Source organism: Pseudomonas sp. KU43P (genome assembly GCF_033095865.1).
Lineage (GTDB): Bacteria > Pseudomonadota > Gammaproteobacteria > Pseudomonadales > Pseudomonadaceae > Aquipseudomonas.
In genome coordinates, this window is the sequence record NZ_AP019365.1 from 5,462,334 (window position 1) to 5,477,970 (window position 15,637).

The following is a 15,637-nucleotide window of genomic DNA, read 5'->3' on the forward strand; positions in this document are numbered from 1 at the left end:
GCTAGCCATGACAACCTCGATTCCCCCCTCCATGCTGGCAATCCGATAAGCGTCCATTGCACCCCACCCCCCGCCTCTGCAACAATCGCGAATAATTATCGTTAGTTAATGCATTCGTTCCGGGGGGACGCTGCGTGTCTTCTGCTCAAAGCCCACACGCCGATCTGGTCGGTGCGCTGTATCGCGACCATCGCGGCTGGCTGCTCGCCTGGCTGCAACGCAGCCTGGCTTGCCGTCAGCGGGCCGAAGACCTGAGCCAGGACACCTTCGTGCGCCTGCTCGGCCGCGACCAGCTCGATACCCCCCGCGAACCCCGCGCCTTCCTCGCCGCCGTGGCCAAGGGCCTGATGTTCGACCACTTCCGCCGCGCCGCACTGGAGCAGGCCTACCTGGCCGAACTGGCGCGCATCCCGGAAGCCGAGCACCCCTCGCCGGAAATCCAGCACCTGATCCTCGAAGACCTCAAGGCCATCGACCGTCTGCTCGGCAAGTTGTCGAGCAAGGCCCGCGCGGCCTTCCTGCACAACCGCCTGGACGGCATGGGCCACGCCGAAATCGCCGAGCGCCTGGGGGTGTCGGTGTCGCGGGTGCGCCAGTACATCGCCCAAGGCATGCGCCAGTGCTATGTCGCCCTGTATGGGGAGCCGACGTGAACGCTTCACCGGTTTCAGCCCGCGTCCTGGAAGCCGCCATTGCCTGGAAACTGAGCCTGGACGAGGGTAGTGGCACAGCCGATGAGCGCAACGAATTCATGCGCTGGCACGCCGCCAGCGAAGAACATGCCCGCGCCTGGCGCCAGCTTGGTGTCCTTGACCAGCGCGTCAGCGCCGCCGCCGGCCCGGCCCGCCAGGCCCTGCTGCAATCGCGCGTAAGCCTGCGCCGGCGAATCGGCAGGGCAGGCAGCGGGCTGGCCGGCATGCTCCTGCTCGGTTCGCTGCTGGCCTGGCTGGGCGCGCCGTCGCTGCAGCCCAGTTACTGGCTGGCGGATCAGCGCACGGCCACCGGCGAGCTGCGCACGCTTCGCCTGGAAGACGGCACCCTGCTGAGCTTGAACAGCCACACGGCGGTCGACATCGATTACCAGGGCGAGCAACGCGTGCTGGTCCTGCACCAGGGCGAAATTTCGGTCGAAACCGGCCACAACGACCCTCGCCCACTGCTGGTACGCACCGACGATGGCCGCCTGCGCCCATTGGGCACCCGCTTCCTGGTGCGCCGCGAAGACCAGGGCACGCGCCTGGAGGTTCTGCAGTCCTCGGTGGCCGCCATGCCGCTCAACAGTGGCGACGAGCAAGTGCTGCACGAAGGCCAGCAGGTGCTGATGAGCACCAATGGCCTGGGCCAGGTCGGCCCGGTGCCAGCCGGCGCCGATGCCTGGACCCGCGGCATGCTGGTGGTGGACAACGTGCGCCTGGCTGACCTGCTGGCCAAGCTCGGCCAGTACCGCAACGGGCACCTGGGGGTGGCCGATGAAATCGCCGACCTGCGCGTGTCGGGCAGCTTCCCGCTGACCGATACCGACCTGGCACTGGCCTCGCTGGTGCCGGCGTTGCCGGTAAAGGTCGAGCGCCATACGCCATGGTGGGTGACCGTAGTCCCTAAATAGAGGCCCTATCGCCGGCAAGCCGGCTCCCACAGGGAAAGCACAGTCCTTCTGAGCAATGACTTTCCTGTGGGAGCCGGCTTGCCGGCGATGGGCCGGAACAGCCAATAACCGAACCCAAATAATTCTCACTTTTTTTCAGATTACCCCTGTCACTTCTGAAATCTCGCTCGGCAAGGAAGCAGAAAGCACTTATCCGTCGAGGAGCCCGCTGCATGTCCCGTGCCGTTGATCGTTTCCTGCGTCCCAGCCTGATGGCCCTGGCCATTGGCTTGGCCGCCCCATTGGCCAGCCCTGCCCTGTTCGCCGCCGAGCAAAACGCCCAGCGCGCCTACAACCTGCCCAGCGCCCCGCTGGCCAGCACCCTGAACCAGATCGCCAGCCAGTCGGGCATTGCCCTGGCCATTGACCCGGCGCTGGTCAGTGGTCGCAATTCGGCACCGGTCAACGGCCAGTACGACGGCCTCGGCGCCCTGCAAGCGGCCTTGCGTGGCACAGGGCTGCAACTGCAGCAGAGCAGCGTCGGCAGCTACAGCCTGGTGGCCGTTCCGGATGGCAGCCTGGCGTTGCCGGAAACCAGCGTGAATGCCAACAGTGACAGCGAAAGCGCTTGGGGCCCGGTAGAGGGCTACGTCGCCAAGCGCACCGCCGCTGGCACCAAGACCGATACCGCGCTGGTCGAAGTGCCGCGCTCGATCTCCGTCGCCACCCGCCAGCAGATGAGCGACCGTGGCGTGCACAGCCTCGACGACGCCGTGCGCTACATGCCGGGCATCGTCTCCGCCAGCTACGGCAGCGACACCCGCTATGACTGGATGCGCGTGCGCGGCTTCGAGCCGACCCAGTTCCTCGATGGCCTGCCGCTGCCTCGCGGTGTGTATGCCAACCCTAAAGCTGAAACCTGGAACCTCGATCGCCTTGCCCTGCTGCGCGGTCCGGCCTCCTCCATCTATGGCCAGACCCCGCCTGGTGGCCTGCTGGACATGGTCAGCCGCCGGCCACAGGCCGAAAACGCCAACGAAATCGAACTGCAGTACGGCAGCGACAACCATCGCCAGATCAACTTTGCCAGCACCGGCAAGATCGATGACCAGGGCCAGTTCCTGTACAGCGTCAGCGGCGTGATCCGTGACGGCGGTACGCAGATCGACCATATCGACGACAAGCGCTACAACATCGCTCCAAGCCTGACTTGGAACATTGACGACGACACCTCGTTGACCCTGCTGACCCAGTTCACCCGCGACGATACCGGCGCCACCAGCCAGTTCCGCCCGATCCAGGGCACCAAGATCGACATGCCGTTCGGCGACATCTCGCACCACAAGAACCTGGGTGACCCGAACTACGAGTTCTACGACCGCACCTACTACGCGCTGGGCTATGCCTTCGAGCACCGCCTCAACGATGTCTGGCAGTTCCGCCAGAATCTGCGCTACACCAAATCGGACCTGGCGTTCCAGGCCATCACGCCCGGCGCCTACTACCAGCCCGGTGGTCCGGTGAAAGACGACGGCACCGTCAGCCGCATGTCCACCAACACCGATGAAGACATCAGCCAGTTCGCAGTGGACAACAACTTCCAGGCAGACTTCGCCACCGGTGACATCAGCCATACCCTGTTGCTCGGCTTGGACCACCAGCGCATCAATACCAACTACCTGTCGATCTTCGGTTTCAACGTACCCGACAGCAACGTGAACGATCCGGTCTACGGGCTGCCGATCACCCGTCCTGATCGCTCCACTGCGTTTTACGACTACAACCAGAAAACCCGTCAGACCGGCGTGTACGTGCAAGACCAGATGGCCCTGGACAACTGGCGCTTGACCTTGGGTGGCCGCGAGGACTGGGTGCATACAGGCACCAAGTACTTCAACAAGGATGACGTCACCAATACCCAGCGCGACAAGCAATTCAGCGGCAATGCTGCCATCAGCTACGTGTTCGACTCGGGCTTCGTGCCCTACCTGTCCTATGCCGAGTCCTTCCAGCCCGTCAGCAACGCCAGCGCAGACCCGGAAAAGTCGTTCAAGCCAACCGAAGGCAAGCAATGGGAACTGGGTATCAAGTATCAGCCGCCGGGTTCCAACACCTTGCTCTCGGCAGCCGTGTATGACCTGACCCAGAAAAACGTCTCGGTCACCAACAACTTCGGCGGTGTGAGCATCACCAGCCAGACCGGCGAAGTGAAGGTGCGTGGCCTGGAGCTGGAAGCCGTTTCCGACGTCACCGACAACCTCAAGGTGATCGCAGCCTACACCCTGGCCAAATCCGAAGTGCAGGACGGCCAGTACAAGGGCAACCGCCTGCAACTGATGCCCAACCAGCAAGCCTCGCTGTGGGCCGACTACACCTGGCACACCGGCGTGCTCGATGGCTTCGGCATCGGCGCCGGCGCGCGCTACACCGGCAACACCTACGGCAACGAGGCCAACACCTACCTGGGCAAGGCCGATGCCTACACGGTGTTCGATGCCTCCGTGCACTACGACCTGGGCCGCCTGGACAACAGCCTCAAGGGTGCCTCGGTGGCCGTCAACGCCACCAACCTGCTGAACAAGGACTACCTCTCTACCTGCGACGGCTACTACTGCTACTACGGCGACGAGCGCAGCGTCGTCGCCAGTGCCACCTACAAGTGGTAAGCACGTGACGCTGTGAGCGCGCCGGCCAAGCCGCCCCCCGTGGGCGGCTTTGGTCTTTCTGAACGTCGAGAAATAAAATGTAATGAAAAGCCCAACCATCCGCCGCTGGTCCGTGGTCCACACCTGGAGCAGCCTGATCTGCACAGTGTTCCTGCTGTTGCTGGCCCTCACCGGCCTGCCGCTGATCTTCCACCACGAACTGGAACACCTGCTCGGCGATGCTGCCGAGCTGCGCGAGCTGCCACCAGGCACGCCCCACCTCGACATGCAACAGCTGGTGATCAAAGCCGAACAGCACCGTCCTGGCGAAGTGGTGCAGTATTTCGGTTTCGACGAAGACGAGCCCAACGGCGTGATGGCGATTACCGCCGCCACCGCCGGCACCGAACCCAACTCGTCGCACACCTTCATGCTCGATGCGCGCAGCGGCGAAGCCGTGGCCATGCCGGCTGCCAATGGCGGCTTCATGATGGTGATGCTGCGCCTGCATGTGGACATGTTCGCCGGCTTGCCCGGCAAGCTCCTGCTGGCCTTCATGGGCGTGCTTTTCGTCGTGGCGATCGTCTCCGGCACGGTGCTCTACGCGCCGTTCATGCGCCGCCTGGCATTCGCCACGGTGCGCCATGACAAATCACGGCGCCTGCGCTGGCTCGACCTGCACAACCTGATCGGCGTGGTCACCCTGGCCTGGGCGCTGACCGTGGGGGTTACCGGCGTGATCAGCGCCCTCTCCGACCTGGTGATCGCTGCCTGGCGCAATGACAGCCTGGCCGCCATGGTCGCCCCATACCGCGAGGCGCCACCGCTCACCGAACGCGCCCCCGCCACCCAGTTGCTGGCCATCGCCGAGCAGGCCGCGCCCGGTATGCGCCCGGACTTCATCGCCTTCCCCGGTACGCGCTTTTCCAGCGAGCACCACTACGCGGTCTTCATGAAGGGCGCCACGCACCTGACCTCGCACCTGCTGACCCCGGTGCTGATCGATGCCCGCACACTCGAAGTGACTGCCGTGGGCGAGCGCCCCTGGTACATGGACGCCATGGGCCTGTCGCAGCCACTGCACTTTGGCGACTACGGTGGGCGGCCGATGCAGATTCTCTGGGCGATACTCGATGTGCTGACCATCGTCGTGCTCCTCAGCGGCCTGTACCTGTGGTGGGGCAAGCAGCGCAAAGGCAAGGGAGAACGCCCATGAGCCACCGTTCACAATCCACATGGCGTCTGTTTACCTGGCCGTTGCTGATCGCGCTGCTGGGCGCCGTCGGGCTGTTCGCGGCGCTGCTCGGTGACGGTGCCTGGGACGTGCTGGCCTGGCTCGGGCTCGGCATTCCAGCTCTATTGAGCGCACGGGCCCTGTTCTGGCGCAGTTGAGGTAGCGGGCTACCACCTGACAGGCGCCGGGCATTTTCAGCATGGGCGCCCTTGTCAGAAGGAACAGCCCGCATGCGACCTCTGGAACAACTCGAACGGATCGATCAACAGATCCGTGAACTACTGCAGAAGCTCCCGACACCCCAGACCGACGATGCAGCCACACGCGCTCGCCTGCATGGCGACCTGGCCAGTTTCTGGAGCACACCGGACGGCGAAGGACTGACGCCCCGGCAACACCTGCTGCAGCTGCGTAATGCCCAACTGGTCGCCGAAATCCGGCTGCGCCAGGATGACCAGACCCTGAGCGACGAACAGGCCGCACTGCTGCACACCTGCCTCACCTTCCCCCTGGCTGGCCAGCGCAGGCATTTGCCGTTGGGTCAACGCTCGCAGGTGTACCGCCTACTGCTCCAAGACGTTCACCCCAACTGGCGCAGCTACCTGCCGGGGATGCTGGTGGTCATCGGCGGCACCGAGGAAGGCCGGACCCTCACCGAGCACGCCACGACAGGCACAGTGCTGTTATGCAGCCTGACCCAAGGCATCGAAGCGTTCGACACCCTCGCTGACCTTCATCGGGAGCTGTGTGAAAGACTCGAAGACCCCTTGCAGAGCCAGTCGCTGCTACGCCTCTACGGCGATCCCACTCAAGCCGAGCGTGCCCGCCAGGCACAGCGCCTGCGCTATGACTGGTACGCCGACAGCCTGCTCGAAGCGCAGATCGACTTGCTCATCGACGCCCAGCGTCAACGCTGCAACGACCCGGATCTGTGGCTCGACGCTACCCACGAGCGGCTGAACGCCGCCATGGCGCTGGATCGAGACATCGACAGCCAGGCCTTGGTGCGTACACGTTACTCGCTATTGCTGGAAAAGAACCTGCCCAATTGGCTGCGCAATGCAGGCCACCAAGGGCTCAGTCACATCATGCAAACCATGCAGGAACTGGTGGCAGCAGCCGAGCGGGCGGCGGCCCCTGGTATTCTCGACATCCAAGCGTTCACCCAGAAGCACAGCCTGCTCGCCTGGGCCAAGGCGCGCCTGGGTGAGCGCTTGCGCAGCGACCTGGGCATCGACAGCCCACCCGAACAGATTCAGGTCAGCGTGGTCCGCACGCGGCGAACCGGGGCCATACTGCACCCGTTCGCCACCTCGTCCTACATTGCCTACCACGGCTTGAAGCGGGTGGGCGATGAAATGATCGAAATGGTCAAGGAGACCCAGTCGCTGGACCAACTGGCCCTGCGCAACCTGCCGTGGTTCGATACCGACTACTGGCTGACCGCACAGGTGACGCACCGTCAGGGCAAGGCGCTGCCGCCCGAATTGTCGCCAGTTTATGTAAAGAGCCTGATCAGGGATCTGAACGTCGGTGGCAGTTACAAAGACTTCCTGCAAACCCAGCTGATCACGTCCAGGGCCGGAAAGTGGCGACTGCGCAATCATGCCCTGATCAACCGTGCTCGCCTGCGTGCCGAAGCGGCCAAGGCCCGTTATGCCGGGCACTTCGGCGATGACCCCTTCGAACATGGCTATCAATGGGCGAACGCCGTGATCGATTATCCGCACAACGCTTTGCGCCCGCTGGTGGCAGGTTATGCGATCAAGGTCCGGCAACTGCGCATCCTGGGACACACGCTGCAAGGCGTGCTGTTGATCAACACCACCGCCCAGCGCTCCCCCAGTTGCGTGTTGTACACCCCGGATGCACCGGACCGCAGGGCTTGGCGCCGATTCCACAACACCCGCGAGCTACTGCGCACCCTACGCCAGCAGCCCCGTCTGAGCGACTACGTGGTCGAGCGTTTGCCCCTGCTGCCTGCCGCGCAGGTCAGGCGCCTGTTGAGCAAGGGCAAGCTCAGCACCTCCCTGAAAACGCCCGAGATCGAAGACGACCTGTTCTATGCCTGCTACATGGCCGAAGCCCGCGCCATGCTGGCCGACGCCGCTTCCAACAGCAGGACGACCAGGGAAGTCGACGCGCAGTCGATCCTCGACCTGTCCTGGCGCCTGCTCGACTTCATCAGCCTGCTGCTGCCCAGCCGGGCCTTGCTGGCCCTGTCCGTCGGGCGTATGACCATCGATATCTGGGACGGCGTCAACGCGTTCAAGCAGGATGATGCAGAAGGCGTGCTACGCCATGCCTACAACGCCCTCAGCCATGCCAACGACGCCGCCATCAGCTACGCCGGCTCCGGCTTGCTTCGACGCACCTTGCGCGGCATGCCCAAGCAACCGCCATTACCCTTGCCCAAACGCTTCGAGGTGCAGGTGGATGTCAGCACCTTGCGCTACCGCATCGATGGCATCTACGGCGAAGGGGTGTACGAGCAGATCTCGCCGTTTGGAGGGATGTCGCAGTACTTCGTCAAGGACAAGGACAACCGTCACTACAAGGTCAGCTTCGATGGCCAGCGCTGGCGGGCCATCGACCCCGAGCAGCCGGATGCCTACCTGCAGCAACCGGTGAAGCGCAAGGCCGACGGGCAATGGGTGATCGACTCGCCATTGCTCTGGCATGACGGGCTGCCGGATGTGCAGCAGATGGTGGATGACTGTTACCTGAGCGAGCCGCTCGAGGGTATGGCGCTGGAGCCGGAGAAAGGGCTGCATGAGGCGGATGGGCAGTTGTACCTGCAGTTGCACAAGGGGCAATTGCCGGTGCGTCGGCATCTACTGCCGGATCGTTTGCATCTAGCCATCCCGGCAGCACAGGACGCCGGGGTGGTGCCTTGGGCAGTGTTGCGCTGGGAGGCGCGCACATGGCTGGTTCGCGTGCGCCAGGCCGGGCGCAGCAGTGACTGGTTGCCGCTGCCGGATGCACCAACCCAGTCTGCCTGAAGCGCTGTAGGAGCCGGCTTGCCGGCGATGAGGCCGGAACAGGCAACCCTGAACTGTCTGTTCGGGCCCTATCGCCGGCAAGCCGGCTCCCACAGGGATCGCGTTGAGCTAGTCCAACTTCGGCAGTAAACGGTCAAGGCGTTGATGCAGGGCGCTGCCACTCGGCCAGTTGCGCAGCAACCGGGCGCGGTCCCGGGCATAGGCCGGTGCGAAACTGAGCTGGGTGGCATGCTGGCACATGGCGTCGAGGTCGATCAGCGACCACTGGCCGTCCTGCCAGAACAGGTTGTGGCCCTTGAAGTCACCATGGCTGATGCGTTCGCGGATCAGCTGCTGCATCAGGTGCACCAATGCATCGATCTGCTCCTCCGGCGCATCGCCGTTTTCCACATAGGGCGCGAAGCATGCGGTCAGGTCCGGGCCATCGGCAAATTCGGTGACCAAAAATGCCCGGCTGCGCAGGCCCATGACCCGTTGCTCCAGCACTGCCAGCGGGCGCGGTGTGGCAATGTCCAGAAACTCCAGCCGGTGGCCTTCGATCCATGAATGCCAAGCCCGGCTTGGGCGCCAGAAGCGCTTGAACCAGTGCGCGGTATTTTTGATGTTGTAGCGTTTGAGTACCAGCGTGCGACCGCCCACCTCAATGCGCGCCACGCTGGCGGCACCGCCGGTCTTGTACAAATGCCCCTGGTCGATCAGGGCATCGGCCTGCTCCAGCACCGGCAGCATGGCCTCCACTTCGCCACGGCGAATGGCCCGCAGGCCGGACATGTTGCGCTCGACGCTGAACAACGTGCATTCGCGGCCAGCCTTTTCCAGGTAATCCTTCAGGCGCCAGTTGCGCACCTTGTCCACCTGTTTCTGCAGTGCTTCCATCGGCAAGGCATGCTCGGCGTTGGCCAGCAGGTAGTGCACCAGCAGCTCTTCGATGAACGGTTCCAGGCGCTTGGGCAACTGGGCGAAGAACACGCCGAGGTTTTCCAGCACGCGCGGGCGCGACAACTGCTGGCCAGGCGTTTCGGCCTTGATGCCGGCGCCGTCGATCAGATACAGCTTGCCGCCGTGACGCAACAGGTTGTCCAGGTGCAGGTCTTCCTGCCACAGGCCCTTGGCATGCATCTGTGCCACAGCGGTCAGCGCTTCGCCAAGCACCAGGTGCTGTTCGTCCGCAAGCACCGGCAGGTTTTCCACTGCGGCCCAGGCATCGGCCAGGCTTTCGGCACCGTCGAGGTATTCGAACAGCAACCAGCCGCCCTCGCCTTCCTTCAGGCCGTCGGCCAGCAGTTTCGGCGTGGTCAGGCCTTGTTCGGCCAGCAGCTTCACACCTTCCAGCTCACGCTGGAAGTGCCGCGCGGCACTGCTGCCCACCAGCAGCTTGGCCAGCACCGGGGTGCCACGCCAGACGCCGGCACCGACATAGCGCTGGCCCGGTAACACACGCAGCAGGCTCAACAGCTGCAGCTCGGCGCTACCGGCCGCATCGGCCAGGGTCACCGACAGCGGCAGCGATGGGCTGCGCCCGGTGGCTTTCAATTCAGACAAACGCATCAGCGGGCCTCTTTTTCACGACGGCGTTGCGTCAAGCGTTGCAGCCAGTCATCGACCAGGGCACTGTCGGCTGGCTTGGTCAGGTAGGCGGCCAGCAGTTGGCGCACGTCCGCCTCGCTCCAGGCACGGGCGCGGCGCAGCAGCGGCTCCAGGTCCTTGAGCCGGTCACGTTTGCCGAACAGCAGCGGCCGGGTCTTTTCCAGGTCGATCAGTTGCGCGTCCCAGCCGTCACGGCGTTGACGCAGGAAGATGTGCTTGGGGTAGAAGCAACCGTGCACCTGACCGGCGCTGTGCAGCGTACACGCCAGTTGGCCGGTGGCCTGGAGAATGCCGGCACGCTCGGCCTCGGCCAGTTGCGGCCACCGGCCCAGCAGGCTTTCCAGGTCGCTCCAGTCGTCCAAGGCACGGGTCAGCAGAATCGCCCGATGCTGGCCGTCCTGCTTGCGCTCGCCATAGAACACCGCCTGCAGAGCCGGGATGTGCAGCTTCTGGTAGCGGGTGATATTGCGGAACTCACGGGCGAAGGTCGGCTCGCCGAATGGGCTGTGCAAGGTGCGGGTCAGGTAGTCGCACTGACGCTTGAGGTAGTAGCCCTTGCCTTCGAGCTCCAGGCGGAACACGCTGCTCCAGCCACCACGGCCGGTATTGGGTTCGTCCACAGCGTCGAGCTGCAGCGCCCACAGCGCCTCGAAGTCATTCAGGCCATGGCGCTTGAGCAGCGCCAGATCCGCGCTGGCCAGGTAATCGGTCATTCCCTTCCCTCGAAGAAACTCAGTACCTGGCGAATGCGCCGCTTGTCGCGCGCGTTCAGGCGCTCGCGCCCGCGGTACTGCAGGTAGAAACGCAGGCGCTGGGTCGCCGACAGGTGATATTTGGCTACTTTGTCCAGGCAGGCCAGGTCCTTGATCATTCGGTGGCGCCACATGAAGCCGCGCCAGAAGTCACCGGTCGGGCAGTCGATGAAGAACACCGTGCCGTGATCGTCGACCAGCAGATTGCGCCATTTGAGGTCGTTATGGGCAAAACGATGCTCGTGCATGATCCGGGTATGGCGCGCCAACTGGCGGCTGAGGTGGTCGACCCAGCCGCGGTCGGCCAGCCGTGGGTCGTTACGATCCGCCAGCGCCGACAGGTCTTCGGTGTTCGGCAGCTCGCGGGTGATCATCGCGCCACGGCCAAATGCCAGGCCGTGGCGCTCCATGCCCCAGGCGACCACTTCGGCAGTGGGAATGTCCCACTTGGCGAACTGCTTGAGGTTCTGCCATTCGGCCTTGATGCGCGGCCGCCCCAGGTAGCGGCGCATGTGCTTGCCGGCACCGGTGTAGCGCTTGACGTAATAGTGGACGCCGTCCCGCTCGATACGGATGACCTCGCTGAGCGGGTCGCGTGTCAGGCGCTCGCCCTGCAAGGCGAACACCGCATCGAGACTGCCGAAGTCCGCCGCCAGGTGTTCATAACCCGGCGCCAGGTTCCAACCCGCCATCAGAGTGCATCCCCATAGCGTTGCTTGCGGTCGTAGAGTTTCTGCGCCTTGCGGTCGAGCCAGGCGAGCAGCGCCGCCTCATCGCGGAGGACCTGGCGCAGCGGGCGCTGGAAGTACCCGCGCAGGAAGCGCAGCTTGTCACGCTGGGTCAGGCCGATGTCCAGCGCCGAGAAATACAGCGCAGCCAGATCTTTGTCGCGCCAGCGGCGGCTGATTTTCGCCCGGGTCTGGGCGCGGTGCAGGTCGATGACCGACAGTTTGAAGTCATCCGCCGTCACCGGGCGGTCGGTGTGCAGCAGAAAGTGGCAGATGTAGCAGTCGCGGTGGTTGACCCCGGCGCGGTGCATGCCGCCGGTCATCTTCGCCACTTCGGCAATCAGCGCATGCTTGAGGCGGGGCTCGGGCGGCTGCTTGACCCAGTCGAGGCTGAAATCTTCCAGGCTGATGGTCGGCGCCAGCTCTTCGGTGACGATGAACGAGTGCTGGGTCGCCGGGTTGCTGCCGCGCTCGCCATAGGCAACCGCGGTCATGGTCGGCACACCCACCTCATGCAGGCGCTGGATGGCCTGCCATTCCTGGCCCGCGCCGAGCACCGGCAGCTTGGCAGTGAACAGGTTCTTGAAGATCTCGCCCCAACCGATGCCGCGGTGAATCTTGACGAAGAACCCTTCGCCATCGACCTCGGTGCGCAGCGTGCGGCGTCCTTCCAGCTCGCGGTAGACCTCGCCTTGCAGCGCTTCCACGGCCTCGAAGGCATCACGCCCGGCCCACAGGCGCTTGAAGGGTTCGGCCAGTATCAGCTTCATGCGGTCTCCTGCCCCAGGATCACGTCGGCAGCATGCTGCGGCATGCTGTACAGGTCTGCGGTCTCGGCGAAGGCCAGGCCGTTGCGCGACCAGTCGGCCCGCGCTTGCGGCTCTTCGAGCATGCGTTGCAGGTAGCGGTTGAGTTGCTCCTGCTCGAACGGCTCGTCCAGCACCAGGCCGCTGTCGGCCTCGGCGATGTAATGGGCGTAGCCGCAGACCTTGGACACCAGCACCGGCAAACCGGCCACCAGGGCTTCGAGCAGCACCGTGCCGGTGTTCTCGTTGTAGGCCGGGTGAATCAGCACATCAGCGCCGAGCAGGAAGCGCGGGATATCGCTGCGCCCCTTGAGGAATTGCACCTGATCGCCCAGGCCCAGGGTAGCGCTCTGCAACTGGAAGACCTTGGGATCGTCCTGGCCGATGACCATCAGCTTCGTACGCTTGCGCAGCGCCGATGGGAGTGCGGCCAGCGCCTTGAGGCTGCGGTCCACGCCCTTGGTCTTGAAGCCCGAACCGATCTGCACCAGCAGCAGGTCGTCATCGCCCAGGTTGAACTCCTTGCGGAACTCGGCACGGATCTCGGCGGCATTGGCCGGCGCGCGACGGTCCTGGGAAATGCCCGGCGGCAGCAAGTGGAAACGCTCGACAGGGGTGCCGTAGTGCTTGATGAACAGCGGTTGCTGCACCTCGGAAATCATCAGTACTTCGGTGTGCGCATCCTTGGCGAACACTGCCCGCTCGTACTCGGCAAAGTGCCGGTAGCGGCCCCAGCGCCGATAAAGGCCGCCACGCAGGGTCTGAGCCTTGTCCTCGAAGCAGCCGTCGGCGGCGTAGTACACGTCCAGCCCCGGCATCTTGTTGAAGCCCACCAGCCGGTCGACCGGGCGCTTGGCCAGGTCCGCGGCCATCCAGGCGCTGAGTTTCTCGTTGCGACGGTGGTTGAAAATCGCCTTGACCGGCGCCACCAGCACCTCGAAGCCCGGGGGAATATCACCTTCCCAGATCAACGTGTAGACACGGATCTGGTGGCCCCGCTTCTGGCACTCCAGGGCAATGCGCATGAAATCGCGCTGCAGCCCGCCGAACGGGAAATACTTGTAAAGCACGAAAGCCAGTTGCATCAACGGACATCCTCAGCCAGCAGCAGCGCGCTCAAGCGGCTCGCTACATGCTCGGGATTCAGGCGAGTGAAGCACAGCGGCCACTCGCGTTTCAGATCGAACCGGCGCAGGTCGTCGGCGCTCGGTTTGTAGGTGCACTTTTTCTGCAGGCATGGCGCGCAAGGGAAGTCGCTGGCCTGGTGGACCTGGACGCGGCCATAGGCGCCGGTCAGGCCTGGGTTGGTCGGGCCGAACAGGGAAATGGTCGGCACATCCAGCGCGGCGGCCAGGTGGCCGAGGCCGGTATCCACCGCCACGCAGGCCTTGGCCGCCGCCAGCACTCGGGCGACGCCGGCAAGGTTCAATTTGGGCAGCACCTGGCAGTTATTCAAGCCCTGGGCGATGCGCTCGGCACGCGCCTTCTCCGCCGGGTTGCCCCACGGCAGGCGCACCTGCAGCTTGCGCCGGCCCAGGCGTTCGGCCAGTTCACGCCAATAGGCCTCGGGCCAGTGCTTGGTCGCCCAGGTGGTGCCATGCAGGAACACCACGTAGGGAGCGGCCGGCGGCAGTTGCAGGCGGTCGAGGTCCAGGCCGTAGTTACCGATCCCTTCTGGCAGGTCATAGGCCAGGGCCATGGCGAACAGTTGGCGCACACGTTCCACCGCGTGCTGGCCGACCGCGACCGACAGGCGCCGGTCATAGAAGCGGCTGGCCAGGCCTTCACGGGCCGAGTAACGGTCGAGGCCGGCCACCGGCGCCTTGACGTAGCGGGTCAGCCAGGCCGACTTGACCAGGCCCTGGGCGTCGATCACCAGGTCGTACTTGTGCTCGCGCAGGCGTTGTTTAAAGGCCTTCCACTCGCCGCTCTTGAGGGTCTGCCAGAGGTTCTTGCGCCAACGGCGGATGGCCACCGGGATGACTCGGTCGACCGCCGGATGCCAGCTGGGGATTTCGGCAAAGCCTTCTTCCACCACCCAGTCGAAGCGGATGCCCGGGATCGCGTGCGCGGCATCGGTGAGCGCTGGCAGTGTGTGGATCACATCGCCCAGCGACGAGGTCTTGATGATCAGTACCCGCACTTAGTCGACCTCGGCCACGGTATCGATCAGGTTCGGCCCGCCCAGGCTGTGCAGGGCGGCAATGACTTTGCCAGGCTCCAGCAGGCGCAGGCAATTGTAGTGGCCGAAGCGGCAGGTGCGGTCGAAGCACGGGCTGCATTCGATACCGGTGCGCACGATCTCCACCTGCTCCGCCAGCGGTGGCGTGAAGCCTGGGGACGTCGAACCGTACACGGCCACCAGCGGGCGGTTCAACGCTGCGGCCACATGCATCAGGCCGGAGTCGTTGGAGACCACGGCATTGGCGCAGGACATCAGGTCGATGGCCTCGGCCAGCGAGGTTTCACCCGCCAGGTTGTAGGACTCCTCACGCAAGCCCGGAATCAGCCGGTCACGGATCTGCTCGCCGACAGCGTGGTCGTTTTTCGAGCCGAACAGCCACACCTGCCAGCCCTGGCGAATCATCGCGTCGGCCACCTCGGCGTAGTGCTCCGAAGGCCAGCGCTTGGCCTCGCCGAACTCGGCACCAGGGCACAGTGCCAAGACCGGGCGGTCGAGCTCCAGCCCGAACTTGGCCATGGCCGCTTCGCGGCTCTGGGCTTCGATCTGCAGGCTGGGGCGCGGATAGGGCTGCGGCAGCTCGGCGTTGGGTGCATAGGCCAGGGCCATGAAGCGCTCGATCATCAACGGGTAGCGGGCCTTGTCCAGCTTGCGCACGTCGTTGAGCAGGCCGAAACGCATTTCACCACGCCAGCCGGTGCGCTTGGGGATGCCAGCGAAGAATGGCACCAGTGCCGACTTCAGCGAGTTGGGCAGGAGGATGGCCTGGTCGTACTGGCCGGCCAGGGACTTGCCGATACGCCGGCGCGTGGCCAGCTCCAGCGCGCCGTGACCGAGCGGGAAGCTCAAGGCCTGGCGCACCTCGGGCATGCGCTCAAGGATCGGCCGGCTCCACTCGGGGGCCAGCACATCGATCACGCAGTCGGGGTGCTGCTGTTTCAGGCACTGGAACAGGGTCTGCGCCATCACCATGTCGCCGACCCAGCTGGGGCCAATGATCAGTATTCTCATGCTTAGTCCAGAAACGCTCGGGGAGGCTGCAGGCTGCGTTACAGCCTGGCCTCCCCTCTTTATATTCAGGCTATGTGGCGGACAGTGTACCACCGAGGGTCGGTT

At 64.6% G+C, this 15,637-nt stretch carries 13 protein-coding genes; 6 read left to right on the plus strand and 7 right to left on the minus strand.

The genetic code is table 11. The features are described from left to right. Nucleotides 1–134 precede the first annotated feature (134 nt). The 6 genes from KU43P_RS25080 (at nucleotide 135) to KU43P_RS25105 (ending at nucleotide 8,466) form a co-directional block, all read left to right on the plus strand. Nucleotides 135–653 (plus strand): RNA polymerase sigma factor, encoded by a 519-nt coding sequence (locus KU43P_RS25080; protein WP_317660139.1) that lies wholly within the window; start codon nucleotides 135–137, stop codon nucleotides 651–653. After that, nucleotides 650–1,606 (plus strand): FecR domain-containing protein, encoded by a 957-nt coding sequence (locus tag KU43P_RS25085; protein WP_317660140.1) that lies wholly within the window; start codon nucleotides 650–652, stop codon nucleotides 1,604–1,606. The genes KU43P_RS25080 and KU43P_RS25085 overlap by 4 nt, the downstream gene beginning before the upstream one ends. A gap of 212 nt (nucleotides 1,607–1,818) precedes the next feature. Further along, on the plus strand, nucleotides 1,819–4,251 hold the full coding sequence (locus KU43P_RS25090) for a TonB-dependent siderophore receptor (protein WP_317660141.1): 2,433 nt from the start codon (nucleotides 1,819–1,821) through the stop codon (nucleotides 4,249–4,251). A gap of 82 nt (nucleotides 4,252–4,333) precedes the next feature. Then, nucleotides 4,334–5,446, plus strand: a complete 1,113-nt coding sequence (locus KU43P_RS25095) for a PepSY-associated TM helix domain-containing protein (RefSeq protein ID WP_317660142.1) — start codon at nucleotides 4,334–4,336, stop codon at nucleotides 5,444–5,446. Then, the gene (locus KU43P_RS25100; RefSeq protein WP_317660143.1) at nucleotides 5,443–5,622 is read left to right on the plus strand and encodes a hypothetical protein; all 180 of its coding nucleotides are present in this window, start codon (nucleotides 5,443–5,445) and stop codon (nucleotides 5,620–5,622) included. The genes KU43P_RS25095 and KU43P_RS25100 overlap by 4 nt, the downstream gene beginning before the upstream one ends. Before the next feature lie 72 nt (nucleotides 5,623–5,694). Then, the gene (locus tag KU43P_RS25105) at nucleotides 5,695–8,466 is read left to right on the plus strand and encodes a dermonecrotic toxin domain-containing protein (RefSeq protein ID WP_317660144.1); all 2,772 of its coding nucleotides are present in this window, start codon (nucleotides 5,695–5,697) and stop codon (nucleotides 8,464–8,466) included. Between the two features lie 108 nt (nucleotides 8,467–8,574). Here the strand turns inward: KU43P_RS25105 and KU43P_RS25110 are convergent, their stop codons facing one another. Genes KU43P_RS25110 through waaF form a run of 7 tightly spaced genes read right to left on the minus strand, consistent with a single transcriptional unit; the run spans nucleotide 8,575 to nucleotide 15,532 of the window. Beyond that, entirely contained in the window at nucleotides 8,575–10,014 is a 1,440-nt protein-coding gene (locus KU43P_RS25110; RefSeq protein ID WP_317660145.1) for a lipopolysaccharide kinase InaA family protein, read from the minus strand. Further along, nucleotides 10,014–10,766, minus strand: a complete 753-nt coding sequence (locus KU43P_RS25115) for a lipopolysaccharide kinase InaA family protein (protein ID WP_317660146.1) — start codon at nucleotides 10,764–10,766, stop codon at nucleotides 10,014–10,016. The genes KU43P_RS25110 and KU43P_RS25115 overlap by 1 nt, the downstream gene beginning before the upstream one ends. Continuing rightward, complete coding sequence (locus tag KU43P_RS25120; RefSeq protein WP_317660147.1) at nucleotides 10,763–11,497, minus strand: lipopolysaccharide kinase InaA family protein; 735 nt, start codon at nucleotides 11,495–11,497, stop codon at nucleotides 10,763–10,765. Before KU43P_RS25120 ends, KU43P_RS25115 begins: the two co-directional genes overlap by 4 nt. Next, nucleotides 11,497–12,303 carry a lipopolysaccharide core heptose(I) kinase RfaP gene (gene rfaP / locus KU43P_RS25125; protein ID WP_317660148.1) on the minus strand — a complete coding sequence of 269 codons (807 nt, stop codon included), beginning with the start codon at nucleotides 12,301–12,303 and terminating at the stop codon, nucleotides 11,497–11,499. Before rfaP ends, KU43P_RS25120 begins: the two co-directional genes overlap by 1 nt. Continuing rightward, entirely contained in the window at nucleotides 12,300–13,424 is a 1,125-nt protein-coding gene (locus tag KU43P_RS25130) for a glycosyltransferase family 4 protein (protein ID WP_317660149.1), read from the minus strand. Before KU43P_RS25130 ends, rfaP begins: the two co-directional genes overlap by 4 nt. Next, nucleotides 13,424–14,482 carry a lipopolysaccharide heptosyltransferase I gene (waaC, locus tag KU43P_RS25135; RefSeq protein WP_317660150.1) on the minus strand — a complete coding sequence of 353 codons (1,059 nt, stop codon included), beginning with the start codon at nucleotides 14,480–14,482 and terminating at the stop codon, nucleotides 13,424–13,426. The genes KU43P_RS25130 and waaC overlap by 1 nt, the downstream gene beginning before the upstream one ends. Further along, nucleotides 14,483–15,532 carry a lipopolysaccharide heptosyltransferase II gene (gene waaF / locus KU43P_RS25140; RefSeq protein ID WP_317660151.1) on the minus strand — a complete coding sequence of 350 codons (1,050 nt, stop codon included), beginning with the start codon at nucleotides 15,530–15,532 and terminating at the stop codon, nucleotides 14,483–14,485. Nucleotides 15,533–15,637 lie beyond the last annotated feature (105 nt).

Coding starts and splice junctions, on each gene's coding strand:
- KU43P_RS25090 (WP_317660141.1), top strand. CDS start 1,819: ATGTCCCGTGCCGTTGATCGTTTCCTGCGTCCCAGCCTGATGGCCCTG.
- KU43P_RS25095 (WP_317660142.1), top strand. CDS start 4,334: ATGAAAAGCCCAACCATCCGCCGCTGGTCCGTGGTCCACACCTGGAGC.
- KU43P_RS25100 (WP_317660143.1), top strand. CDS start 5,443: ATGAGCCACCGTTCACAATCCACATGGCGTCTGTTTACCTGGCCGTTG.
- KU43P_RS25105 (WP_317660144.1), top strand. CDS start 5,695: ATGCGACCTCTGGAACAACTCGAACGGATCGATCAACAGATCCGTGAA.
- KU43P_RS25110 (WP_317660145.1), bottom strand. CDS start 10,014: ATGCGTTTGTCTGAATTGAAAGCCACCGGGCGCAGCCCATCGCTGCCG.
- KU43P_RS25115 (WP_317660146.1), bottom strand. CDS start 10,766: ATGACCGATTACCTGGCCAGCGCGGATCTGGCGCTGCTCAAGCGCCAT.
- KU43P_RS25120 (WP_317660147.1), bottom strand. CDS start 11,497: ATGGCGGGTTGGAACCTGGCGCCGGGTTATGAACACCTGGCGGCGGAC.
- rfaP (WP_317660148.1), bottom strand. CDS start 12,303: ATGAAGCTGATACTGGCCGAACCCTTCAAGCGCCTGTGGGCCGGGCGT.
- KU43P_RS25130 (WP_317660149.1), bottom strand. CDS start 13,424: ATGCAACTGGCTTTCGTGCTTTACAAGTATTTCCCGTTCGGCGGGCTG.
- waaF (WP_317660151.1), bottom strand. CDS start 15,532: ATGAGAATACTGATCATTGGCCCCAGCTGGGTCGGCGACATGGTGATG.